Here is a 23,799-nt window from a genome sequence, read left to right as displayed (position 1 = left end):
GAGCCGGGAGGACACCGCTTCCAACTGCGGCCTCTGGAATGGAGAACGCGCAGCCGGCAGATGGAGGCGGCGGCCCGTGGCCTCCTCCCGTTCGATCTCGGGAAGCAGCATCACCGGACCGCGGAAAGGTGCGCTCGGGCCGAACGGTCCCTTGGCGGGGGCTGTTGGTCCCGGACCACGAGCGATGTTCTGGTCCATCCGGCCCACCCACACCAGGCGCTTCGGACCGGGCGTCGCACCGGGAACGGACCGTAGCGTTCACTCGCAGGGGCAGAACCGGCGCGGTGGCCTCGGAAGCCGACGACGAGAGGGAGCATCGACTCGTCACGCGACAGGGACCGGCGCGATGTCAATTCCCTGCGGTCACACGCTTGTCCTGCACCTCGAACGCGAAGAGCTCTCCCTCCTCTGCGACTTGAGGCTCACCGGGCCCGCGGCTGTCTGCACCGATCGATGGCCGGCGCTTGTGCACCCGTCACGGCGGTGACAGACCTTCGTCGGCCCCAGCCCGACAAGCCTTCACTCCCTCCGTCGGCGCGGCCCGGTCGAGCACGGCGTGCCATCCGGCCCCACGCCCACCGGCTGCATGCCGCGACCCGCTCACAGAAAGACGCGCATGATCTTCGAAGACCTCCGGACGGCCCGCCGCAAGGACCCCGCCCTGCACGGCGCCCACGTGGTCGAGGTCCTGCTGTACCCCGGCCTGTGGGCGATTTGGGCCCACCGGGTCGCCCACAGGCTGCACCAGCTCGGTGTACCGCTGCTGCCCCGGCTGCTGTCCCAACTTTCCCGCGCGCTGACCGGCATCGAGATCCACCCGGGTGCAGTCGTGGGCCGCCGCTGCTTCATCGACCACGGCATGGGCGTGGTCATCGGCGAGACCGCCGTCCTGGGCGACGACGTGATGCTGTACCACCGCGTCACCCTGGGCGGCACCGGCTGGTGGACCGACACGAAGGCCGCCAAGCGGCATCCCACCATCGGCGACCGGGTCGTCCTCGGCGTCGGCGCAACCGTGCTCGGCCCGGTCCACGTCGGCCACGACACGATCGTCGGCGCGCACGCTCTGGTCCTGCGCGACGTTCCCGCCCACTCCCGCGTCCACGCCCCACAGGCGGCCTCCACCACCCGCCCCCACGGCACGGCGCCGGCGGCCCACGCCGGGATCCTCACCTCGGCAGACAAGGAAGAAGGACGGCCATGACGGCGACGCACCCCTCGATCACGCCCTCGGTCATGCCCTCGATCACGGCGCTGATAGGCCGGACCCCTCTGGTGGCGTTGCGCCGCTACGGCACGGACCTGCCCGTGCGCCTGGTCGTGAAGCTGGAGTCCGCCAACCCCGGCGGCAGCGTCAAGGACCGGATCGCCCTGGCGATGGTCGAGGACGCCGAAACCACCGGCGCGCTGCGGCCCGGGCAGGGCATCGTCGAACCGACCAGCGGCAACACCGGCATCGGCCTGGCCATGGTGGCCGCCGCCAAGGGCTACCCGGTCACCTTCACCATGCCCGAGAGCATGAGCACCGAACGTCGCGCACTTCTGCGCGCGTACGGCGCCGAGCTGATCCTCACCCCTGCCGCCGAAGGCATGACCGGCGCGGTCGCCTGCGCCACCGAACTGGCCGAGCACCACGGCTGGTTCATGCCGCAACAGTTCCGCAACCCGGCCAACCCCGACGCCCACCGCCGCACCACCGCCCAGGAGATCTGGCAGGACACCGCCGGACAGGTCGACATCCTCGTGGCCGGCGTCGGCACCGGCGGCACCGTCACCGGCGTCGGCCAGGTCCTCAAGGAGAAGAACCCCGCCATCACCGTGGTGGCCGTGGAACCGGCGGAGTCGGCCGTCCTGTCCGGCGGCTCCCCCGGCCCGCACCGCATCCAGGGCCTCGGCGCCGGCTTCGTCCCCGACGTCCTGGACACCGAGGTCTACGACACCGTGCAGCGCGTCTCCGCGCCCCAGGCCCGCGCCGCGGCCAGGCGCCTGGCCCGCACCGAGGGCATCCTCACCGGAGTCTCCGGCGGAGCCGCCCTCCACGCGGCCACCACCGTCGCCCCCTACCCACAGCACCAGGGCGCCCTGATCGTCGTCGTCCTGCCCGACACCGGGGAGCGTTACCTCAGCACGGACCTGTTCCACGACGAATAGCGGCACGGCACTACGGAGCCGGAGCACAGAGGAAAGCCATGAACCGCGCGGTTCACCGGCGCGCTCCCGGTCGCCGTCCGGTAGCGGGGTGATCCCGCTTTTCACGCACAAGTGCTTCCGGCCTGCTGACGCCGCCCGGCGAGACGGGCCCACTGGCCCCTTCGATCGGGACGTTCGGCCCCCGCACCCCACCACCACTCCGAGTTAGGTTCGCCTAAGTAACACCGATGCAGGCAGAGAGCGAGGCACGAACATGGCATCGACAGACCATTCGGCCCTGCAGAAGACCATCCCCCTTCCCGGCGACGGACTGGACGCGTCCCGCATGCCCGGCCACTGGCTGCTGGCCCGCCTGGGCAAGCGGGTGCTGCGCCCCGGCGGTGTGGAGCTGACCCGGTGGATGCTGGACGCCCTCGGCGTGGACCCGGAAGACCGTGTGGTGGAGCTGGCCGCCGGCCTCGGAGCCACCGCCCGGCTGACCCTTGTCCGCCGCCCGGCCGCCTACACCGCCGTCGACCGCGACGCCACCGCCGTGGCGGCACTCAGCGCCCTCGCCGCCCCCGGCCCGACCCAGGTGCGCGCCGTACGGTCGGACGCCGCGGACACTCGGTTGCCGGACGGCGACGCCACCGTCGTGTACGGCGAGGCGATGCTGACCATGCAGCCCGAACCCGCCAAGCGGCGCATCGTACGGGAGGCCCTTCGTCTGCTCGACGGCTCCACCGGCCGGTACGCCATCCACGAACTGTGCCTGCTGCCCGACGATCTCGACCCGGCACTCGCCGAGCGGATCACCCATGACCTGCACGAGGCCATCCACGTCGGCGCCCGCCCCCTGACCCCCACCGCCTGGAGTGAGCTGCTCGCCACCGAGGGTTTCACCGTCACCGCCATCAAGACGGCGCCGATGGCACTGCTCGAACCACGCCGGCTGATCGCCGACGAAGGAGTGGTCCCCGCGCTGCGCATCGCCGGCCGGGCACTGCGCAACCCGGCCGCCCTGCGCCGCGTGCTGCACATGCGCAGCGTCTTCCACCGCCACCGCGACCATCTGGGCGCGATCAGTCTGCTCGCCGTCCCCACCCCGTCCCAGCCCTGAGGAGGAACCCCGGATGACCGCCACCGTGATCACCGACCTGGCCGCCGAACTGACCGTGCCCGAGGACGGCACCCTCAGCCGTGTCCTGTACCGCGACGACCGTCTGCGCGTGGTCGGCTTCGCCTTCGCCGCCGGCCAGGAACTGACCGAGCACACCTCGGCCCTGCCCGTCGTCATCCAGGTCGTCAAGGGCCGTCTCGACCTCGTCCTGGGCGAGGAGAAGACGGAGGCGACGCCTGGGAGCTGGATCCACCTGCCCGCGCGGCTGCCGCACACGGTGCGCGCCACCGAGCCCAGCGTCATGCTGCTGACCATGCTGCCCGTCCCCGAGTCGTCGGGAGCCGGGGTGCCCTCCGCGGCATGACCGACGCCGGTCGTGTCACTGCGTGATCAGCACACCAGCGCCGCTGCCACCATGGGCGGCAGCACGTCGCGCAGGTCGGTGACCCGAACGTGGCCGGCCTGCCGCTCAGTGAACTGCGCGACGGAGATGCCCAGGGGGCCGAAGGACTCCGCGAACACGCGGCGCGCGTGCGGGGTGCGGTCCACCGACGCGGGTCGTTACCGGCGGTCGGCGAAGGACGTACGGAGATCTCCTCCCCGTCCTCCAGGAGATGAGGCAGCGCCGGCACGATCCCGGCCGCGCGGATGAGGTCGTTCAGCCGGCCGAGGCCCTCACGCACCTCAGGGCCGCCACCATCAGTTCGGGACCGATACCCCGGGCGGCGGCCATGTCACCGACCTCCCTCGAACGGCATTGTGCCCGGCGACGCTTCGGCCGCCGGGGCCCGGCCGGGTCTCGCAATGGGGCCGATCGGCCCACACAGGACGACCCCGTTGGTCTCTGCCGCCATCGATCGCCGATCCGTCACCGTAGGTCGATGACGAGATCCGTCGCACCCGGAGGGATACAGATGCTGAAACAGAGTGGCAGGGTGCGGCTCTGGCGCTGGCGGCGCAACCCGCTCAAGCGACGCTCCGACATCGCCGAAGCCTGGTTCGGCGTGGCAGCGGCGGTGCTGCTCCTGCTCATGGTGCCCGCGGTGGGGATGGCGGTGGCCGACGTCGGCGAGCGCTCCGCCCTCGACCGGGCGCAGGGCCTGCACCGCACCGCCGCACGCCTCGTCGAGGACGCCCCCGCCACGCTGTCTCGGTTCTCCGGGCCTGCGGACGGCCATGTGCGGGCGACCGTGCGGTGGACGACGTCCGCCGGCTCACCCAAGACCGGCGAGGCCCTGGTGTCGGCGGGCAGCAAGGCAGGCTCGTCCACCACGGTGTGGCTCGATGACGCGGGCCGTCTTCGTCCCACCCCGCCCACCCCGGCTCAGGCCGGCTCGCAGGGAGCCGTCCTCGGCGCGGCGGCCGGGGCGGGTGTGTGCGTGGTGGTCGTGGGTTGCTGGTGGGTCGTCCGGGTACGGCTGGATGTGCGTCGCAGGGCGCAGTGGGACCGGGCCTGGGCGGAGTTCAACGCCCACCGGGGCCACCGGCACGCGTGAGACGCCTCCAACAGCGGGGCCGAACTCAGTCCGTCATGGAGGCGGCATGCGCCGGCGGACCTCCGACAGCTCCGGCCGGTTCGCGTCACTGATCATCAGGGCCGTATGCTCCCCGGCCTCGGGCCGTTCGGCCCTGCTGCCGCGTCCGCTCCGGTGACACCGTGACAACGGGCCGCTCGAGGCCCCCCGTTTCCCCCCAAGGAGGTCCTCGCCATGCCCCGTACCGTGACCGTCGGCCTGGACGGCTCACCCGAAAGCCTCGCCGCCGCGCAGTGGGCCGCACGCGAAGCGGAACGACGGGGCCTTCCGCTGCACCTGGTGCACGCCTGGGACTGGCAGCCGTACACCCGGCCGGTGCCCCCTACCGCGGCGCAACGGCACTGGGGCGGCCGCGTCCTGCGCGAGGCGACCGAGCAACTGCACGACCGCCACCCCCATCTCGAGATCACCTCGGAGCAGGTGCCGCAGCCGCCCGTGACGGCACTGCTGGCGGCGTCCGCCGAGGCGGACCCGCTGGTCATCGGCTCACGGGGCCTGGGTGGTGTCGTCGGCTTCCTGGTCGGCTCGGTCGGGCTCGCGCTCACGGCGCAGATGTCCCGGCCCATCGTCCTCGTACGCTCCGACGCACGCGCCGAGGACGAGCACCAGCCGGACGCGGACTGCCACCCGTCGACCGCCACACCGTTCCGGGACGTCGTTCTGGGCCTGGACCACGAGCACCCCGACGACGCGGTCATCGCGTTCGCCTTCGAGGCCGCGGCCCAGCGCGCGGCCCGACTTCGGGTCGTGCACGGCTGGAGCCTGCCGCCCTACGTCGCCTACGACCCCGCTGCGGACCCGGGGCTGAACGACGAACTCGCCCGCCAGGACAGAAACGCCGTCGACGCGGTCCTGGCACCGTGGCGGGAGAAGTTCCCGGGCGTGGAGGTCGACGAGCAGACCGCGATCGGGAACGCCGGCGCCCACCTGGCGGACGCCGCGGCTGATGCGTCGCTGGTCGTCGTCGGCCGGCGTATACGGCGCACCCCGCTCGGTGCCCACATCGGGCCCGTCACCCATGCCGTGCTGCACCACGCGACGGCGCCGGTCGCGGTGGTCCCGCACGACTGACCGCGTAGCCGTGTGATCGGAGATCGTGCAGCGATACGGCCCCTGCCCGCGCGAGCGCCGACCCCAGAAGTTGCCGCGTATCGGGGCGAGTTGGCACAACCGTGCAGACCACAGGCAACGGCAGGAAGAGCCGTACGCCCGCCGGAGCAGCATCGTCCGGGTGTGTTGCGGCCTGGTGGCCGGGGAGGGGATCCGCTTGGGCTGCACGGAGGGCAGAGGGCAGGCGAAGGGCGTTCGTCCCTGCGTTCGGCTCCGAGCGGGGCTCAGCGTCCTTCTTGCCGCAGCCGGTCCTGGGCCTGCGTGGCGATGACCGCGGCCTGGATGCGCCGCTCCACGCCGAGCTTGGCGAGCAGGCGGGAGATGTGGTTCTTGACCGTCTTCTCCGCGAGGTAGAGTCGCTGGCCGATCTGACGGTTGGTCAGGCCCTCGCCGATCAGGGCCAGAATCTCCCGCTCCCGGGCGGTGAGCCCCGGCAGGGCGTCCGGCTCCTCCTCCGGCTGCTGGTCCTGGCGCAGCCGGGCCATCACCTTGGCGGTGGCGCTCGGGTCGAGCAGGGACTGGCCGGCGGCCACCGTGCGGACCGCCGACACCAGGTCCGTGCCCTGGATCTGCTTCAGCACGTATCCGGAGGCTCCGGCCATGATCGAGTCGAGCAGGGCCTCCTCGTCGTCGAACGAGGTCAGCATCAGGCAGGCAAGCTCCGGCATACGTGAGCGCAGCTCGCGGCAGACTGTCACGCCGTCTCCGTCGGGCAGGCGCACATCGAGCACGGCCACCTGCGGACGCAGCGCGGGAACACGCACCAGGGCCTGCTCGACGGTGCCGGCCTCGCCGATCACACTGATGTCCGGCTCGTCGTTCAGCAGATCGCGCACCCCGCGGCGTACCACCTCGTGGTCGTCCAGCAGGAAGACCCGGATCGGGTTGTCGGTACCGGGTCGCTCGCTGTCCGCCATCGACGGCTCCTGTCCTGTGTCGTCTGTCTCCGGAACCGGAACCCGCCAGATGGGCGGGACCGGTCCTTCCCTGTCTCAGATCCTGCGCGATTCCGGGCCGAACGGCCAGGGCCGACCGGCCCTTTTCGCTCTGCTGTTCCCGCGTACCCACGCGTACCGGTTCTGATCGGCTACCCGGCGCCGGGCGCCGCCGAACGCGGAGGAGACCAGGCGGGCCCTCACCGTGAGGACCATGCCGTCCAACTCGGGACCATCGGCCCCTGGAGCCGCGGCCGCGTGGTCGTGAAGCTCGGGACGAGGGCCGGCGCCATCGTCCACGGCCCGCTGATCCCGTATCCGGAGGTCTCTCCCATGATTCGCCCCATCGCCGTCGGCCTCGACGGCTCCCCCGAAAGCCTGGCCGCCGCCGATTGGGCCGCCCGCGAGGCGCTGCGCCGTGCCGTGCCGCTGCATCTGGTACATGCCTGGATCCGGCAGCCACACGACGTACCGGTCACTCAGGACCTGGACACGCAGGAGCACTGGGCCGAGCAAGGCGGGACGAGGGTGCCCCCGGCCGGAGGCGGGGGGAGCATTCTGCAGGAGGCCGAGGAGGAGCTGCGCGGGAGGCATCCGGAACTGACGGTCAGCACCGAGCGGATATCCGATACCGCAGCCGAGGTGCTGCTGGGCCAGGCGGAGAAGGCCCGGATGCTGGTGCTGGGCTCCAGCGGTCACGGTGCCATTGCCGGGTTCCTGCTCGGTTCCGTCGGGCAGCAGGTGCTCGCCCGGGCGAACAGCCCGGTGGTCATGGTGCGGGCCAACGCCCGCTCGGCCGCCAAGCACGACGGTGGCGAGGTCGTGGTGGGGCTCGACGACCCGGGCGACCCGACTGAGTCGCTGCTGGAATTCGCCTTCGACGCGGCCGCCACCCGCAGGACCGCACTGCGCGCCGTGCACGCGCCGAACCTGCCGCCGCTGTACGGGCATGGCCCGGTTGTGGGGCAGCTGGCCAGCCAGGAAGGCGGTATCACGGGCCAGGCGAAGAAGGCGCTGGCCGACGCTCTCGAGCCGTGGCGCGAGAAGTACCCGCAGGTCCCGGTCGCCCACACGGTCGAGCTCACCCGCCCGGCCGGAGTCGTACTGCGTGCCGCCGCGCAGGCCGGACTCGTGGTGGTCGGCCGCCGGGTGCACCGTCCGGCGCTCGGTATGCGCATCGGGCCCGTGGCCCACGCGGTGCTGCACCACGCCGCCGCCCCGGTCGCCGTGGTGCCCCACGACTGAGGGCCGGTTCCCGGTCGGCTCGAGGCCGAGTGGCCCCACCCCCGGGGACGTCCGGTACCTGCCGCAGCAGCACAGCCCGTTCGAACCTGGAACCGCACCAACCAGACAGACCGAGGAGCAGCACATGAAGGCAGCAGTCGTCCGGTCCTTCGGCGAGCCGCTGGTGATCGAGGACCGCCCGGACCCGGAGCCCGGCCCCGGCCAGGTCCGCGTCCGCCTGGAAGCGTCCGGGCTGTGCCACACCGACATCCACGCCGCGCACGGCGACTGGCCCGTCAAGCCCAGCCCTCCGTTCGTCCCCGGCCACGAGGGCGTCGGCATCGTCGAGGCGCTCGGCGACGGAGTGACCCACCTGGCCGTCGGCCGGCGCGTGGCCGTGCCCTGGCTGGGCTGGGCCTGTGGGCGGTGCGAGCACTGCCTGTCGGGCTGGGAGACGCTCTGCGAGAAGCAGCAGAACACCGGCTACAGCGTGGACGGCGGGTACGCCGAGAAGATGCTCGCCCCGGCCGACTTCGCCGCTCCGGTCCCCGACGGCATCGACCCGCGCGACGCGGCCCCGCTGACCTGCGCCGGCGTGACGACGTACAAGGCGCTGAAGGTCGCCGACGTACGTCCCACTCAACTGGTGGCGATCTCCGGGGTCGGCGGTCTCGGGCACCTGGCCGTGCAGTACGCGAAGATCGCCGGAGCCACCGTCGCCGCGATCGACGTCACCGACGACAAGCTCGAACTCGCCCGCGAGCTCGGCGCGGACATCGTCATCGATGCCCGCAAGGAGGACCCGGCCGAGGTGCTCAGGCAGCACGGAGGCGCCCACGCGGCGATCGCGCTGGCGGTCAACGAGCAGGCGTTCGCCTCCGTGTACGGCGGTCTGCGGCGCGGCGGCAAGCTGGTCATGGTCGCCCTGCCCGCCGGCGGAACGATCCAGGTGCCGATCTTCGACACCGTCCTGAACGGCACCTCGGTGATCGGTTCGATCGTCGGCACCCGTCAGGACCTGGACGAGGTGTTCCAGCTGCACGCCGCCGGACGCACCGAGGTGATCTACGAGACCCGGCCGCTGGACACCGTCAACGACTCCATCGCCGACGTCCTCGACGGGCGGATCAAGGCCCGCATCGTCTTCGAGATGTGACCCGACCGAACCAGTCCGCCGTGCGTCGTACGCCTCGGGAAGCAGGATGAAAGGGCCCACCGTTGCGACGTGTGCGGCGAGGCCGCCGCCGATCCACTGCTCGCCCGCGTCCTCACCGGACTCGGCGTCACCAGCCTGTCCATGGGTGCCGCATCACTGCCGTACGTGCGCGCCGAACTCGCCCGGCGCACCCTCGCCCAGTGCCGGTGGGCAGCAGCTGCGGCCCGCGCCGCGGACACCGCCGAGGAGGCTCGCGCCGCGGCCCGCACCGCCCTGTCCGGCAGGGACGAACCGGTCGGTGAGGCTGCCTGACGCCGTTGACCGCCCCTCGCCCCCGGTCAGCCGGCAACCGGACCATCAGCACTGCCGCCGGTTCCGGGCCCCGTGGCCGGCGGATCAGGGGCGGGTCGGCCCGGGAGCTCGGGACCAGTCGGCCCTGCCCCGTCAGGCCGGTGCGCGGGAAGCTGAAGGGGCATCGAGGGGCCGGCCACCCGGGACGGTCCAACGGGACAGCAGCGGCCGGACCGGCCGCCCTCACCCGAGAGTTCCGGCCCCCGATGCCCATCGCGGGAGCACATGGACCGACCAGCGGGGATACGGGCCGTCCCGCAGCGGCCGTACGCAGGGACAGCCGGTCGCCCTCCACAGGAACCAGGCGAAAGGGAACTGCCGTGAAGATCTCCAAGGTCAGCGAGGTGATGACCCCCGACGTCGTCCAGGCGCGCCCGGAAACACCGTTCAAGGACGTGGCACAGCTCCTGGCCCGGCACCGGATCAGCGGCCTGCCGGTGGTGGACGCGGACGACAAAGTCCTCGGCGTCATCTCCGAGACCGACCTGATACGCCGGCAGGCAGCGAAGGCCGAACGGGGCCGGGGAGACCGTTTCCGGCCGTCAACCCTGCGCCGGAAGGCACGGATCGCGGCGGCCAAGGCCCGCGCCATGACCGCCGGGCAACTGATGTCGACACCCGCGATCACCGTGCACCCGGAGCAACGCGTCGCGGACGCCGCACGGGTGATGGAGCGTCACCAGATCGAACGGCTTCCCGTGGTGGACGAGGAGGACCGCCTGATCGGCATCGCCACTCGCCGTGACCTGCTGCGGGTCTTCCTGCGCACCGACGAGGAGATCCGGAAGGAGATCATCGACGAGGTCCTGACCCGCGCCATGTGCCTGCCGCCCCACACCGTCATCGTCTCGGTCCACGACGGCACGGCCACGCTGGAAGGACGCCTGGAACGCCGTAGCGACATCCCGGTGGCTGTCCGGCTGACCTGGCGGATGGACGGCGTGGTGGGCGTGATGAACAGCCTCACGTTCCGCATCGACGACACCCGCCCACCCGAGAAACACCCCTCCCGCCGGATCGCCCACCACTGGCTCCCCGAGCGGTAATCCCCGGGCCCCTTCGGCGGCGCATCGCTGATACGGCGACCACGATCGCCCCGACGTCACCATGCCCGACTCCGCCGGCCGTCCGCGCGTCGCCGAGCACCTGGCCGGCCAGGGCCGGGTCACCGACCTCGACGGCTTCCTCACCGACATCGCCGTCCGCGAGGAACAGATGCCCACCGGCCTGGAGCCCGCGCGCCGTGGACTTCGGCGCCCCGGAGGGCCTGGCCGACCTGATCTTCATGATCGCCACGCGGACGGCGCCGACGACGCCCACCTGAGCATCCTGTCCGCACAGACGCGGTGATCTCCGCCCACGACATCCCCGTACGGGAGAAGGAACGCTTCGCCGGGAAGCCGACCGTCGACGTCGGCGTCAAGGCAGCCGTCGACCGCCCCGGCGAGCTGATCGACAAGGCCCGCGGCAAGGCCGAGCGCGGCGCGACCACCGCCCCGGCCGCTGCCGCCCGCACCTCTCCCATCGACAGGGGCACCGCGCAGGCGACCGCTTCGGCATGAAGCCGCGCAGCTGGCTGATGTCCGGCGTGAGCTGCATGGTGCCGTTCGTCGCCGCGGGTGGTCTGCTGATCGCGGTCGGCGGCCGGCACTTCGGCTGATGGGAGGGCGGGCCCGTCGCCGTGCCGGCGGTGATCGCCGCCTTGCTGACGGACACGTACGTTCCGGCTCGATATGGGTGGCAGCTTTCCTGATCGCGCACGGGCTGCTGCGCCCCGGCGTCTGGACGGCGCCGCAGCAGCTCGGCAGTCCGTCCCCGTTCGCCCCCCGGGCACTCATGGGCCCTGGCCGCCGCCCATATCTCGCCCGCCCTGCTCCAGCCACAGCCCATCTCGCTCACGCCGTAATGGGCTCCTCGTTCACAGCGCCCGCAGGCCGTGTTCCCGGAACTGCTCGCGCACTCGCTCGGTCAGGTTCGGGTGCGGCGCGGGTGTGTCGTGCAGGGGGAAGGGGATACCCAGCGCGTCGTACTTGTGGGCGCCGAGCTTGTGGAACGGCAGGACGTCCACCCGGTCGACGTTGCCGAGCCCGGCGAGGAACGCGCCGAGTCCGTCGACGGCCGCCGGGTCGTCGGTCCAGCCGGGGACCAGGACGTAGCGGATCCACACCGGGACGCCGAGCCGGTCCAGGCGAGTTGCGAAGGTGAGGGTCGGTGCCAGGTCGCCGCCGGTCAGCTTCCGGTAGGTCCGGACGTCGAAGGACTTGATGTCCAGCAGGACCAGGTCGGTGTCTGCCAGCAAGTCGTCGGTCGCGCGGGCGCCGAGGAGTCCGGAGGTGTCGAGGGCGGTGTGCAGGCCGAGTTCCTTGCAGCGGCGGAAGATCGCGGCCGTGAACGCGGGCTGCAGCAGGGCCTCACCGCCGGTGAGCGTCACTCCCCCGCCCGCGGTGGTGATGAAGGGCCGGTACTTCTCGATCTCGGCCATCACCTCGTCGACGGTGGCCTGCTTGCCATCGCGCATGTGCCAGGTGTCCGGGTTGGCGCAGTACAGGCAGCGCAGCGGGCAGCCGCTGAGGAACAGCACGAACCGGGTCCCGGGGCCGTCCACTCCCGTGGACAGGTCCCAGGAGTGGACCCGGCCCGTCACCGGCTCGACCGTGGTGCTCACAGCGATCCGTGGAAGGTGCGGCTGATCACGTCGAGCTGCTGCTCGCGGGTCAGGCGGACGAAGTTGACGGCGTACCCGGAGACCCGGACCGTCAGCTCGGGGTACTTCTCCGGGTGCTCCATGGCGTCCTCGAGCGTCGCCCGGTCCAGGACGTTGACGTTCATGTGGAAGCCGCCGGACGCCGTGTACGCGTCCAGGATGCCGACCAGATGACCTGCTCGCTCGGCCGGGTCGTGGCCCAGGCCCTCGGGCGTGATCGTCGTCGTGAGCGAGATGCCGTCGCGGGCCTGCTCGTACGGGAGCTTGGCCACCGACAGGGCCGAGGCGGCCACCCCGTGCCGGTCACGGCCGTTCATCGGGTTGGCGCCAGGTGCGAACGGGGCACCGGCGCGGCGGCCGTCGGGCGTGTTCCCTGTGTGCTTGCCGTACACCACGTTCGAGGTGATGGTCAGCACCGACTGGGTGTGCTCGGCGTCCCGGTACGTGGGGTGCCGGCGCACCTTCGCCATGAAGGACTCCACCAGGTCGGCCGCGATGGCGTCGGCGCGGTCGTCGTTGTTGCCGTACGCCGGGTACTCGCCCTCGACCTCGTAGTCGACGGCCAGTCCGGTCGCATCCCGGATGACCTTGACGCGGGCGTACTTGGCGGCCGAGAGGCTGTCTGCCGCCACCGAGAGGCCGGCGATGCCGCACGCCATGAAACGGTGCACCGGATAGTCGTGCAGCGCCATCTCGATGCGCTCGTAGGCGTACTTGTCGTGCATGTAGTGGATGACGTTGAGCGCGTTGACGTAGGTGGCCGCCAGCCAGTCGAGCATGCGGTCGTACGCCGCCGACAACCCCTCGTGGTCCAGGTACTCGCCGGTCAGCGCGGGCGCCTCGGGCGCGATCTGCTCGCCGGTCATCTCGTCCCGGCCGCCGTTGATCGCGTACAGCAGCGCCTTGGCCAGGTTGACCCGCGCGCCGAAGAACTGCATCTGCCGGCCCACCGCCATCGCCGAGACACAGCAGGCGATCGCCGTGTCGTCGCCGGTGCGCGGGCGCATCAGGTCGTCGGACTCGTACTGGATGGCGCTGGTGTCGATGGAGACCTGCGCGCAGAACCGCTTGAAGCCCTCGGGCAGCCGCGGCGACCACAGGACGGTCAGGTTGGGCTCGGGGGCCGGGCCGAGGTTGTAGAGGGTCTGCAGGAAGCGGAAGGAGGTGCGGGTGACCAGGGTGCGGCCGTCGGTGCCGATGCCGCCGATGGACTCCGTCACCCAGGTGGGGTCGCCGGAGAACAGCGCGTCGTACTCGGGAGTGCGCAGGAAGCGGACGATCCGCAGCTTGATGACGAAGTCGTCGATCAGTTCCTGGGCCCGCGTCTCGTCGATCGTCCCCTCCTCCAGGTCGCGCTGGAGGTAGACGTCCAGGAAGGTGGAGGTGCGGCCCAGCGACATCGCGGCGCCGTTCTGCTCCTTCACCGCCGCCAGGAAACCGAGGTAGAGCCACTGCACCGCTTCGTGCGCGGTCGCCGCGGGCCGAGTGACGTCGCAGCCGTACGAGTCCGCCATCCGGGTCAGCTCGGCCAGCGCCTTGATCTGTTCGGCCAGCTCCTCCCGATCGCGGATGACGTCCGGGCCGGAGGGCCGCGCGTCCAGCAGGGCCCGCTCGGCGCGCTTGGCCTCGATCAGCCGGTCGGTGCCGTACAGCGCGACGCGCCGGTAGTCGCCGATGATCCGGCCGCGGCCGTAGGCGTCCGGCAGTCCGGTGATGATCCCGGCCTTACGGGCGGCGCGCATCTCGGGGGTGTAGGCGTCGAAGACGCCGTCGTTGTGGGTCTTGCGGTAGGTGCTGAAGACGCGCGTGACGAAGGGGTCGGCCCTGTAGCCGTACGCCTTCAGCCCGTTCTCCACCATCCGCAGGCCGCCATTGGGCATGATCGCCCGCCGCAGCGGGGCGTCGGTCTGTAGGCCGACGATCAGTTCGCGGTCGCGGTCGATGAAGCCCGGCCGGTGCGAGGTGATGGTGGAGGGCAGGACCACGTCGACATCGAGGATGCCCCGCCGCCGCTCCTCGGGGAACAAGGCGGCAACCTTGCCCCAGACGGTGAGCGTGCGCTGGGTCGGTCCGGCCAGGAACGCCGCATCACCTTCGTACGGCGTGTAGTTGGCCTGGATGAAGTCGCGTACGTCGACCTGGTCCCGCCAGAGCGTACCGGCGAAGCCCCGCCATGCCTCGGTCGCCACCCGGGGTCCAGCTGTCACCGTTGCCGTCATCGCCGGTCTCTCCCTCACTCTTCCCGTGGAACTTCTTCGCTCTTGATGCTTGTCGCTCGCGATGCCTTCGGGGAGGGCCTCTGGGCGCACCGGGGACGCGCCACCCGTCCCTCTCGTGCCGGGCCGTAGGTCCCTGTCAGGCAGAGCACAGGCAACCGGGGCACCTCCGCCGACGAGCGGAGGTGCCCCGGTCCGAGGAGCATCCGGCCCTCAGAGGAGCCAGCGGTTGCGGCTGACGAAGGGCAGCCGCGCCCAAGCCCTGCCCAGACCCCAGGTGGCGCCGGCGCCCGCCGCCGCAAGCGCGATGAGGACGACGGCGTAGACGAGGTGGTAGTCGGCGAACGGGTTGGTCGACATGCTCGCCGATCCGTCGGACAGGTGCCTGGCCGGCGGCCACTCCGCGATCCACATCAGCGCCATCATCGCCGTGCCGGCGACCGCTGCGAGCCGCAGGCCGATGCCGGCGATCAGGGCGAGGCCGATGCCGCCCAGGCCGAGCATGAACAGCCAGTTCGCCCAGGCGGCCCCGGCCCAGTCGTGGAAGGTGGACTCCATCGGCCCGACGGCCACGCCGCTGAGGAAGCCCTTGGTCGGCGAGCCGCCGTCGATCCAGCCCTTGCCGGACGGGGTCGCGTAGCCGAAGCCGAACGTCTTGTCCAGGAACGCCCACAGGAAGACGAAGCCGGTCAGCAGACGCAGACCGGCGAACACGTACGCGCGGGTCGCCGTCGCGGCGGCTGTCGTCGCGTCGGCGGACGCGGTAGCGGTCCCGGCCTTGCTCAGGGACGGGAAGCGGAACCCGCGGTATCGGTGGGGGTGACCGTGCACTGCCATGATGCTCATCCCTTTCGAGGGCTGTGACGCGCAGGATGCGGACGACTCTCGTTGCGTCTTCAATGTCCCGCGTCGACTACGCCCGTCGGAGGGGCTGCAGGGCCCGGACAGCGGGCCGAACGGCCCTCTGTGTCCGGACCCGTTGGCGTCGGTCAGCCGTCCCAGGACCAGTCGGCGACCTCCGGCAGGTCGGTCCCGTGGACACGGATCCAGTCGTGGTGACGCAGGCGGGCGTCCTCCATGCGCTGGCGTACGGCCGCGGCGCGCACCGCGAGCCCGGGGACACGGTCGATGACGTCCATGACCAGGCGGTAGCGGTCCAGGTCGTTACGGACGACCATGTCGAAGGGCGTGGTCGTGGTGCCGATCTCCTTGTAGCCCCGCACATGAAGGTGCGGGTGGCCGGTGCGGCGGTAGGCCAGGCGGTGGATCAGCCACGGGTAGCCGTGGTAGGCGAAGATCACCGGCTTGTCCGGGGTGAACAGGCCGTCGTACTCGAAGTCGCTCATCCCGTGCGGGTGTTCCTCGCTCGGCATCAGACGGGCGATGTCGACGACGTTGACGACCCGCACGGCCGGCTCGGGCAGATGGCGGCGCAGCAACTGGGCGGCTGCCAGCACCTCCTGGGTCGGCACATCGCCCGCGCAGGCCAGGACCACGTCGGGCTCGCCGCCGCTCTCACTGCCGGCCCAGTCCCAGATCCCGGCGCCGCGCGCGCAGTGGACGCGGGCCTGCTCCATCGACAGCCAGTCGAAGCAGGGCTGTTTGCCGGCCACGATCACGTTCACGTAGTCGCGGCTGCGCAGCGCGTGGTCGGCCACGGAGAGCAGTGTGTTGGCGTCCGGCGGCAGGTAGACCCGTACGGCCTCCGGACTCTTGTTGAGGATGTGGTCGACGAAGCCGGGGTCCTGGTGGGAGAAGCCGTTGTGGTCCTGACGCCAGACGTGCGAGGTCAGCAGGTAGTTGAGGGAGGCGATGGGGGCGCGCCAGGGCAGGCGGCGGGTGACGCGCAGCCACTTGGTGTGCTGGTTGACCATCGAGTCGACGATATGGACGAAGGCCTCGTAGCAGGAGAACAGTCCGTGGCGGCCGGTGAGGAGGTAGCCCTCCAGCCAGCCCTGGCAGGTGTGTTCGGACAGGATCTCCATCACGCGGCCGTGCCGGTCGAGGTGCTCGTCGACGTCGAGGGTGTCTGCCTGCCACGCCTTGCCGCTGGCCGCGTAGACGGCCTGGAGCCGGTTGGAGGCGGTCTCGTCGGGGCCGACGAGACGGAAGTCGCGCCGGTCGGCGGTGTTCCGCATGACGTCTTCCAGCAACTGGCCGAGGACGCGGGTGGGCTCGTGCAGGGTGGCGCCGGGTTTGTCGACCGGGACCGCGTACTTCTCCAGAGGCGGCAGGGGCAGTTCGCGCAGCAGCAGCCCCCCGTTGGCGTGCGGGGTGGCGCCGAGCCGTCGGGCACCGTCCGGGACGCAGTCCAGCACCTGGGGGCGGGGGCTGCCGTGCTCGTCGAACAGTTCCTCGGGCCGGTAGGAGCGCAGCCAGGCCTCCAGCTGCCGCAGGTGCTCGGGGTTGTCGCGGACGGCGGCCAGCGGCACCTGGTGGGCGCGCCAGGTGCCCTCCACCGGCAGGCCGTCGACCTCCGCCGGACCGGTCCAGCCCTTCGGAGTGCGCAGCACGATCACCGGCCAGCGGGGGCGCTCGGTCGCGCCGTCCTCGCGTGCGGCGCGCTGGATCGCGGCGACGCGGTCCAGCGCCGTGTCCATGGCGCGCGCCATGGCCTGGTGGACGGCCGCCGGGTCGTCGCCGGTGACGTGGACGGGGTCGTGGCCGTAGCCGCGCAGGAGCTCGTCGAGCTCGGACTCGGGGAGGCGGGCGAGTACCGTCGGGTTGGCGATCTTGTAGCCGTTGAGGTGCAGGACCGGCAGGACGGCGCCGTCGTGGACGGGGTCGAGGAACTTGTTGGAGTGCCAGGACGCGGCCAGCGGACCGGTCTCCGCCTCACCGTCGCCGATCACGCAGGTGACGACCAGGCCGGGGTTGTCGAGGGCGGCACCGTAGGCGTGCGAGAGCGCGTAGCCGAGTTCACCGCCCTCGTGGATGGAGCCCGGTGTCTCCGGGGCGACGTGGCTGGGCACGCCGCCGGGAAAGGAGAACTGCTTGAACAGCCGGGCCATGCCGTCGGCGTCCCGGGTGATGTCCGGGTAGGTCTCGGTGTACGAGCCTTCCAGCCAGGAGTTGGCGAGGACGGCGGGTCCGCCGTGGCCGGGGCCCCAGACGCACAGGGCGTCAAGGCCGCGGGTCTTGATGACGCGGTTGAGGTGGGTGTGGACCAGGTTCAGGCCCGGGGAGGTTCCCCAGTGGCCGAGGAGGCGCGGCTTGACGTGTTCGGGTCGCAGCGGTTCGGTCAGCAGGGGGTTGGCCACGAGGTAGATCTGGCCGACGGCCAGGTAGTTCGCGGCGCGCCAGTGGGCGTCCAGGGCGTTGAGTTCCTCGTCCGTGAGTACGCCGGGGGCCTGCTGCGTGTCGGCGGGCATGGGGGCTTCCCTTCCGGGTCGGGGCGTCGGGCAAAGGGTGCGCAACGGTCCGCACCTCTCCACTCTCCGCCCACCCGCCCCGGGCCGACAGGGCCGACCGGGCCATCCGCTTCACCGCGGTGCCCGCCATCAGGTCGCCGGCACCAGCACCACCGGGCAGTGGGAGTGGTGCAGCAGGGCGTGCGCGACCGGACCGAGCTGCGGACCGACCCGGCCCGTGCGGCGGTGCGCGCCGATGATCACGACGCCGGCCTCGCGGGTCGCCGCCAGGAGAGCGTGGCCCGGGCCGGTACGCACCGTGCGGCTGTCGACGTCGACCTCGGGGTACGCCTCCCGCAGTCGGGCGATGCTGAACCGCGCGACGGCTTCCTCCGCCCGGTCGTCGCGGGCCTGGCGCTGCTGGCCGGGGCTCGTGGCGGGGACCAGCGAGGGCAGTTCGGGTGTGGTGTGCCGGTGCGCCCGGGAGTGCAGGACGTGCAGCCGGGTCCCGCGCCGCTCGGCTTCCTGGAAGGCGTAGGCGGCCGCGTCCGCGTCGGCGTCGCTCTCCAGGCCCAGCAGCACTTCGCGCCCGTTGTCGCAGGGGTGGTCCCCGCGGACGACGAGCAGCGGACCGTGCGTGTGCGCGGCCAGCCGCTGACTCACCGCGCCCGCCAGCAGGCCGGTGACACCGCCGAGCCCCCGGGTGCCCACCACGGTGAGGACGGCGCTCTCGCTCTCCCGTGCCAGCGCCCGCACGGCGCCGTCCTCCACGGCCCGGGTCTCCACCGGCAGGCCGGGATGACGCTCGTGGACCCGTGAGGCCGCCGATGCCAGAACCGGCCCCGCCTCGTCGCGGTCGGCCACGGCGTACACGATGCGCAACGCGGTGCCGCGGCGCACCGCTTCCTCGGTGGCCCGGTCGAGCGCCCGTACGGCTACCAGCGAGCCGTCCACACCGACGGCCACATGACGGAGAGTCATTGTCTTGTTCCCTTCTCTTCGTGCGCGGGGTACGCAGCCCTCGTGGGACCGAGAACCGTGGGCAAGCTCGCCGTCGGCCGACTGGGCGTCGATCCCGCGGCGGCTCCACTGCGGATACTCGTCGTCCACGGCCCCTCCGGGCAGGGGCCGACAGTGCCCATCGGAACGCCGATCGGCCCCCGTGTCGCCGGGCCGACCGGTCCGGGCCCGGGCCCGGACGGACGAGAGGAAAAGCGAAGGAGGAAAAGGGAAGGAGGAGAAGGGGCGTTCAGGCGGTGAGGTCCACCCCGTACAGGGTGCGTCCGCCGACGAGCTCACGACCGGTGACGAGTTCGGGCTTGATACGGACGAAGACCTCCTGCGGCGAGGGCACCCAGGAGACCGGAACGGTGCGGGCCAGGCGCTCGTGCTCGGCAGGGTCGGTCACCACCGTGGCCCGGCCCGTGACGACAACGCTCCAGCCGGAGTGCCGGACCGCGTCGACGTCATCGGCCTCGAAGGCGACCACCGCCCCGTCGATCGCGCGGACCAGTTCCGAGGCCGCGGAGGTGCGCAGCACAACCGCGCCGTCGCCGTCCACGCCGAAGTTCACCGGCAGCACGGCGGGCAGGGCCCGGCGCGTGTAGACAATGCGGCCGACGGGCACCTTGGCCAGCCGCCGCAGGCACTCCTGGCGCCCGAGTTCGTGGAAACCGTCGTTGGGGTACATCAGCCAGCCCGTCTTTCGCCTGGTACAGCGGTTATGCGTCCTTCCATCCTGAGCCGGACGAGGCCCAGGAGTGAGGGGCCATCGGTCCCGGCCATTCCGGAGAACGACCTGGACGTCCTGGGGCGGGTCGGGCCCCAGGGGCAGTGCCACGGCACGGGTGCCCCTCCCGAGGCCAGGGGACCGTCCGGTCCACTGCGTTCCGGCTGCGTCTCAGCCGACGGCCAGGTCGGGGCGCACCAGGGTCCCCGACCTCCCGTGGACGATCTCGTACGCCGCGTCCAGGGCGCCGATGGCGGCCAGTCCCCCGGTGCGTTCGACGAACCGGGCGGCGGCCTCCGTCTTGGGGCCCATGGAGTCGGCGGGGAAGCCCGCGCGGCGCAGGTCGTCAGGGGTGGCGTCGAGGACGGGCTGCGGGTCGGGGGTGCCGTAGCCGGTGTACACGCACGGGACGTCGGTGAGGATGAGCAGGAAGTCGGCCTTGAGTTCCTCGGCGAGCAGGGCGGCGGTGAGGTCCTTGTCGACGACGGCGTCCACTCCGTGCAGCGCGCCGGTGTCGCTGTCGGCGGTGACGGGCACGCCTCCGCCGCCGGCGCAGATGACCAGCGCTCCACAGGTGAGCAGGTCGCGGATGGTCTCGGTCTCGACGATTCCCTCGGGCGCTGGTGAGGCGACGACTTGGCGCCATCCTCTGGCATCCCTGGCGATGTGCCAGTCCCGCCTTCGCGCGAGGGTGCGGGCGATGTCCCGGGGGTACACCGGGCCGACGCGTTTCGTGGGCCGTGCGAAGGCCGGGTCGTCGGCCCGTACGAGGGTGTGGGTGACGAGTGCGGCGATCTTGCGGCCGGGCAGCGTGTCGTGCAGAGCCCGGACCAGCAGCGAGCCGATCAGGCCTTCGGTCTGGGCGCCCAGCAGGTCCAGCGGATAGGGGGCGGTCAGCACCGGGTCGGCCGCGCTCTCCATGGCGAGCAGGCCGATCTGCGGCTCGTTGCCGTGGGTGACGACGATCTCGTGTTCGAGAGCGAGAGCGGCGACGGCGGTGGTCACCCGGTCGATGTTCGCCTGCTGCACGGCAGCGTCGGGGCGTTCGCGCCCGTGCAGCAGGGCGTTGCCGCCGAGAGCGATGACGATGCGCATGGCTTGAATCCTCCAGGTGGCCACGGGGACGGCCTTGATGGCCCTTCGATCCGTGGAAGGCGGTGCGTGCCTGACGTTCGGGTTACCGGTGGCGGCCGGTGCCTTGCCGTTGACCTGGTACGGCAGTTCCAGGCTGCTCCGGCTCAGCGATGGGCCGCGATCCGATCAGGTCCGCGGGGCGCCTCGGCCGCCCGCACGAGGGCCGGCCTGCGGCGATGGATGCGGCGGCGCCGCAGTGCCCCTTCCACTTCCATCGGGTTGGCTCTTGTCTCCATCGAACCTCCGGGCCCGTCCAGGCGCAGGGTGCCGAAGGGCCCGGGCGGGGTACCGGACGACCCAGTCATGGGGTCGGCCGGCCCATGGCCCGACACCAGGCAGGGGAACCCGTCGCCGCCGTCGGCCGCGGGACAAGCGGCGCGCCCGGCTGAACATGATCGCGCACCTGCTGAGCACCGTGCCGTACCACGAGGTACCGCCGCTGGTGCTCGACCTGCCGCCGCGCCCCGTCGACCGGCCACGTACGGCCGCCGCGCGATCTGCAGACCTGCGTCCCCGATCACGCGGCGGGTCTCTGAGCCGGTCGTCGTATCAACTCCGCTGCGGCACGACGGCGACCGGGCAGGCGGAGTGGTGCAGAAGGGTGTGGGCGACGCGCCCGAGCTGGAGTCCGAAGGTCTGCTTCCGCCGCCGGGCGCCGACGACCAGCAGGTCGGCGGTGGCCGAAGCGTCGAGCAGCACCTTGCGGGCCGGGCCCTCGGCGGTGCGCCGGCGCACCTGCACGGACGGGTACTTGGCGGCCGTCTCGTTCAGCGCGGCCTCCAGCGTCTCGGCGGCCCGCTGTTCATGCAGGTGGGCAGGCTCGCCGGCGAGGAGGGGGTGGTCGGCGGTCTCGTGTGCGGGGCACCGCCAGGCCCGGACGGCCTCCAGTACGGCACCCCGTCGCTCCGCCTCCTCGAAGGCGAAACGCACAGCCGCAGAACCGTGCGTCTCCTCGCCGACACCGAGCAGGATGCGTCCATGCGTCACCGGCTGTTCCTGTTTGTCCTGGCGGCCGCGCAGAACGACCACCGGGCAGGTGGCGTATGCGGCCACGGTCAGGCTGACGGAACCGAGCAGCAGCTCGGCGATGCCGCCGCGCCCCCGGCTGCCCAGGACCAGTGCGGAGGCGCGTCGTCCCTCCCGCACCAGCGCGTACTCCGGCTCCTCGGCCAGTACCTCGGTGGACACCTTCAGGTCCGGTTGCCGGGTGCGTGCCCGTCGGGCGGCGCCGTCGACGATCTCGTCGGCCAGCACCTTGTCGGACGGCTTGCCGAGGTCCTCGGCCAGCGCGGCACCCTCGTACCACTCCCACAACGAGGCGTGCACCAGCCGCAGCGGCACCCCGCGCAGCACGGCCTCGTCCGCCGCCCAGTCGACGGCCCGCAGACTCGGCTCGGAGCCGTCCACGCCCACGACCAGAGGGAGTTCCATGGTGCCGTGGTGTACCTCGTTCATGGTGGTTTCTCCTCGATGGTCTCGGCGGCGCGTCAGTCGTGTGCGACGACGGCGACGGGGGCGGTGGCGTGGTGCAGCACGGCGTGCGTCACGGGGCCGATGTGGGCGCCGAGCGGGCTGTGGCGGATCCGGCGGCCGACGACGAGCAGGGACGCCTCGCGGGAGGCCTCGACCAGTTGAACGGCGGGACTACCGGAACGGGACTCCTCGATGACCTGGACGGCCGGGTACTTCTCCTTCCAGCGGTGCAGCACCTCGGCCAGCGTGGCAGCGTCCTGCTTGCCCAGCACGGCGTTGAGCTCGGGGTCGGCGGGCAGGCCGTAGGCGAAGTACGGCGGCAGGGCCCAGGCATGGACAACCAGCAGGGGTGTCACACGGCGGGCAGCCGCCTCGAAGGCGTGGGCGATCACCGTTTCGTCGGGGTGGTCGGTGTCGAGCCCGAGGACGACGGGCCCGCCGACGGCCTGCTCGCCGGCACGAACCAGAACCACAGGCTGCTCGGCGTGCGCCACGACGGCCTGGCCCACGGAGCCGACGAGGAATCCTCCGATGCCGCTCAGTCCCCGGGAGCCGAGGACCAGTAGCTCGGCGTCCTTCGCCGCCTGGGTCAGCATCTCGGCGGGCCGGCCGGAGACCTGCTCCACGGTCACGTCCAGTCCAGGGTGACGCGACCTGAGCCCTTCGACCACCTCGCGCGGGATACCCCCCATCTCGCTTCGCTCGCTCCACTGCTGACGTGTATCGGCACCGAGGAGCTGCGCCAGGGCCAAGGGCTCGGGGACCGCCTCCCAGACGTGGACGAGCTTGAGCGGCAGAAAGCGCCGCTTCGCCTCGCGGGCCGCCCACTCCGCCGCGGCACGGCTCTCGGCCGAGCCGTCGAGACCTATGACGACACTGCGGGTCATGTTCTGCCTCCTCATCGGGGATTCGAGTCCAGCGTGGTGGTGCGGGGGCCGGTGGCGCAGGGGGCCGCAGGTCCCCGACCGGGGCCAGTGGACCCTGTGGGCGGTGACATGCGGTGGGGCAACGGGGCTACCGGTACTCGTGGCTGAAAGGGCGACATCCTGGCCGGGGTGACGATGGCCGCCGGCTCATTCCCCGGGTGATGGCGTACGCGGGGGTGGCCGGGCCGCCGCCGGTCACCGGGCTGCGGGCGATCCTGCCCGCGCTCGTCGTGTACGCCCTGCTCGGCTCTTCCCGCCTGCTCTCGGTCGGCCCGGAGTCGACGACCGCGCTGATGACGGCGACGGTGGTCGCACCGCTCGCCGCCGGAGAGCCGGCCCGGTACGCGACGCCGGCCACACTCGCGATCGCGGTGGGGCCGCTGAACGTGGTGGCCCGGGCGACGCGGCCGCTTCCTCGCGGATCTGCTGTCCCGGCCCGTGCTCATCGGCTATCTGGCGGGCGTGGCGTCGGCCATGTGCCCGCGGGCGCCGTCGTTCTCGGTCGCCTCCGACAGCGGCACTGGCAGCGGACAGGGCCGACGGGCGGTCGGTCCTGCACCATCCGGCCCCCGCACGGGCGGGACCCGTGGGGCCGCTGTGCCTGAATCGATGGGGCCGTTCGGCCCCTCTTCGCCCGGCGCCGCGAATCGCCGCCGAAACGCGGTCCGATGCCTGGTACACAGAAGACGGTCGCCCCCTTGGGATG

21 protein-coding genes and 4 pseudogenes are annotated in these 23,799 nt (G+C 72.0%); 14 read left to right on the top strand and 11 right to left on the bottom strand.

Translation table 11 applies throughout. From position 1 onward, the window contains the following. The first annotated feature begins 616 nt into the window (after positions 1 to 616). From epsC to FNH04_RS03845, 4 genes are all read left to right on the top strand, one after another. A complete protein-coding gene (gene epsC / locus FNH04_RS03860; RefSeq protein WP_152780295.1) occupies positions 617 to 1,204 on the top strand; it encodes a serine O-acetyltransferase EpsC in 588 nt (195 codons plus the stop codon). Next, a complete protein-coding gene (gene cysK / locus FNH04_RS03855) occupies positions 1,201 to 2,151 on the top strand; it encodes a cysteine synthase A (protein WP_152780292.1) in 951 nt (316 codons plus the stop codon). Before epsC ends, cysK begins: the two co-directional genes overlap by 4 nt. Before the next feature lie 253 nt (positions 2,152 to 2,404). Further along, positions 2,405 to 3,250: a class I SAM-dependent methyltransferase gene (locus tag FNH04_RS03850; protein WP_152780290.1), complete on the top strand. Its 846-nt coding sequence runs from the start codon at positions 2,405 to 2,407 to the stop codon at positions 3,248 to 3,250. Positions 3,251 to 3,263: 13 nt separating this feature from the next. After that, positions 3,264 to 3,614 carry a cupin domain-containing protein gene (locus tag FNH04_RS03845; RefSeq protein WP_152780288.1) on the top strand — a complete coding sequence of 117 codons (351 nt, stop codon included), beginning with the start codon at positions 3,264 to 3,266 and terminating at the stop codon, positions 3,612 to 3,614. 26 nt (positions 3,615 to 3,640) lie between these two features. On the opposite strand, the gene FNH04_RS48530 is transcribed toward FNH04_RS03845, so the two are convergent. Next, on the bottom strand, positions 3,641 to 3,772 hold the full coding sequence (locus tag FNH04_RS48530) for a hypothetical protein (RefSeq protein WP_265580000.1): 132 nt from the start codon (positions 3,770 to 3,772) through the stop codon (positions 3,641 to 3,643). Between the two features lie 392 nt (positions 3,773 to 4,164). On the opposite strand from FNH04_RS48530, the gene FNH04_RS03840 reads away from it, so the two are divergent. Further along, positions 4,165 to 4,746 carry an Rv1733c family protein gene (locus FNH04_RS03840; protein ID WP_152780286.1) on the top strand — a complete coding sequence of 194 codons (582 nt, stop codon included), beginning with the start codon at positions 4,165 to 4,167 and terminating at the stop codon, positions 4,744 to 4,746. Between the two features lie 213 nt (positions 4,747 to 4,959). Beyond that, positions 4,960 to 5,856, top strand: a complete 897-nt coding sequence (locus FNH04_RS03835; RefSeq protein WP_152780284.1) for a universal stress protein — start codon at positions 4,960 to 4,962, stop codon at positions 5,854 to 5,856. A 263-nt stretch (positions 5,857 to 6,119) separates the two neighbouring features. Here the strand turns inward: FNH04_RS03835 and FNH04_RS03830 are convergent, their stop codons facing one another. Then, positions 6,120 to 6,812 carry a response regulator gene (locus FNH04_RS03830; protein WP_152780282.1) on the bottom strand — a complete coding sequence of 231 codons (693 nt, stop codon included), beginning with the start codon at positions 6,810 to 6,812 and terminating at the stop codon, positions 6,120 to 6,122. A gap of 351 nt (positions 6,813 to 7,163) precedes the next feature. On the opposite strand from FNH04_RS03830, the gene FNH04_RS03825 reads away from it, so the two are divergent. The 6 genes and pseudogenes from FNH04_RS03825 to FNH04_RS03800 all read left to right on the top strand — a co-directional run. Continuing rightward, positions 7,164 to 8,075, top strand: coding sequence for a universal stress protein (locus FNH04_RS03825; RefSeq protein ID WP_152780280.1), 912 nt, complete (start codon positions 7,164 to 7,166; stop codon positions 8,073 to 8,075). A 124-nt stretch (positions 8,076 to 8,199) separates the two neighbouring features. Further along, positions 8,200 to 9,210 carry an alcohol dehydrogenase AdhP gene (gene adhP, locus FNH04_RS03820; RefSeq protein WP_152780278.1) on the top strand — a complete coding sequence of 337 codons (1,011 nt, stop codon included), beginning with the start codon at positions 8,200 to 8,202 and terminating at the stop codon, positions 9,208 to 9,210. Between the two features lie 63 nt (positions 9,211 to 9,273). Further along, a pseudogene (locus tag FNH04_RS03815) lies at positions 9,274 to 9,522 on the top strand (putative PEP-binding protein); the annotation flags it as partial. A 359-nt stretch (positions 9,523 to 9,881) separates the two neighbouring features. Next, positions 9,882 to 10,607: a CBS domain-containing protein gene (locus FNH04_RS03810; RefSeq protein ID WP_322722561.1), complete on the top strand. Its 726-nt coding sequence runs from the start codon at positions 9,882 to 9,884 to the stop codon at positions 10,605 to 10,607. A 61-nt stretch (positions 10,608 to 10,668) separates the two neighbouring features. Beyond that, positions 10,669 to 10,911 (top strand): hypothetical protein, encoded by a 243-nt coding sequence (locus FNH04_RS03805; protein ID WP_152780276.1) that lies wholly within the window; start codon positions 10,669 to 10,671, stop codon positions 10,909 to 10,911. After that, positions 10,872 to 11,203 (top strand): annotated as a pseudogene (locus tag FNH04_RS03800) (PTS lactose transporter subunit IIC); the annotation flags it as partial. The gene FNH04_RS03805 and the pseudogene FNH04_RS03800, both read left to right, overlap by 40 nt. A 276-nt stretch (positions 11,204 to 11,479) precedes the next feature. Here the strand turns inward: FNH04_RS03800 and pflA are convergent. From pflA to FNH04_RS03765, 7 genes are all read right to left on the bottom strand, one after another. Beyond that, the gene (pflA, locus tag FNH04_RS03795) at positions 11,480 to 12,226 is read right to left on the bottom strand and encodes a pyruvate formate-lyase-activating protein (protein ID WP_322722560.1); all 747 of its coding nucleotides are present in this window, start codon (positions 12,224 to 12,226) and stop codon (positions 11,480 to 11,482) included. Continuing rightward, on the bottom strand, positions 12,223 to 14,484 hold the full coding sequence (gene pflB / locus FNH04_RS03790) for a formate C-acetyltransferase (RefSeq protein WP_152780274.1): 2,262 nt from the start codon (positions 14,482 to 14,484) through the stop codon (positions 12,223 to 12,225). Before pflB ends, pflA begins: the two co-directional genes overlap by 4 nt. Positions 14,485 to 14,694: 210 nt before the next feature. After that, the gene (locus FNH04_RS03785) at positions 14,695 to 15,318 is read right to left on the bottom strand and encodes a DoxX family membrane protein (protein ID WP_152780273.1); all 624 of its coding nucleotides are present in this window, start codon (positions 15,316 to 15,318) and stop codon (positions 14,695 to 14,697) included. 152 nt (positions 15,319 to 15,470) lie between these two features. After that, positions 15,471 to 17,852 carry a phosphoketolase family protein gene (locus FNH04_RS03780; protein WP_152780271.1) on the bottom strand — a complete coding sequence of 794 codons (2,382 nt, stop codon included), beginning with the start codon at positions 17,850 to 17,852 and terminating at the stop codon, positions 15,471 to 15,473. 129 nt (positions 17,853 to 17,981) lie between these two features. Then, a complete protein-coding gene (locus FNH04_RS03775) occupies positions 17,982 to 18,812 on the bottom strand; it encodes a universal stress protein (protein WP_152780269.1) in 831 nt (276 codons plus the stop codon). A 268-nt stretch (positions 18,813 to 19,080) separates the two neighbouring features. Next, positions 19,081 to 19,521 (bottom strand): pyridoxamine 5'-phosphate oxidase family protein, encoded by a 441-nt coding sequence (locus tag FNH04_RS03770; RefSeq protein WP_152780266.1) that lies wholly within the window; start codon positions 19,519 to 19,521, stop codon positions 19,081 to 19,083. 210 nt (positions 19,522 to 19,731) lie between these two features. Next, positions 19,732 to 20,655, bottom strand: a complete 924-nt coding sequence (locus FNH04_RS03765) for a carbamate kinase (RefSeq protein WP_152780264.1) — start codon at positions 20,653 to 20,655, stop codon at positions 19,732 to 19,734. 406 nt (positions 20,656 to 21,061) lie between these two features. Between FNH04_RS03765 and FNH04_RS47340 the strand changes: the two are divergent. Continuing rightward, positions 21,062 to 21,230, top strand: a pseudogene (locus FNH04_RS47340) (polyphosphate kinase 2); the annotation flags it as partial. Positions 21,231 to 21,243: 13 nt separating this feature from the next. On the opposite strand, the gene FNH04_RS03755 reads toward FNH04_RS47340, so the two are convergent. Together FNH04_RS03755 and FNH04_RS03750 are read right to left on the bottom strand one after the other, a co-directional pair. Beyond that, positions 21,244 to 22,125: a universal stress protein gene (locus FNH04_RS03755; protein ID WP_152780334.1), complete on the bottom strand. Its 882-nt coding sequence runs from the start codon at positions 22,123 to 22,125 to the stop codon at positions 21,244 to 21,246. A gap of 56 nt (positions 22,126 to 22,181) precedes the next feature. Further along, on the bottom strand, positions 22,182 to 23,054 hold the full coding sequence (locus tag FNH04_RS03750; protein WP_152780262.1) for a universal stress protein: 873 nt from the start codon (positions 23,052 to 23,054) through the stop codon (positions 22,182 to 22,184). Positions 23,055 to 23,167: 113 nt separating this feature from the next. Between FNH04_RS03750 and FNH04_RS03745 the strand changes: the two are divergent. Then, positions 23,168 to 23,570 (top strand): annotated as a pseudogene (locus FNH04_RS03745) (SulP family inorganic anion transporter); the annotation flags it as partial. Positions 23,571 to 23,799: the final 229 nt, after the last annotated feature.

Source organism: Streptomyces phyllanthi, assembly GCF_009377205.1.
Taxonomy (GTDB): domain Bacteria; phylum Actinomycetota; class Actinomycetes; order Streptomycetales; family Streptomycetaceae; genus Streptomyces; species Streptomyces phyllanthi.
The sequence above is the reverse complement of the archived record's forward strand: the minus strand, read 5'-3'. Positions and strand labels throughout refer to the sequence as shown.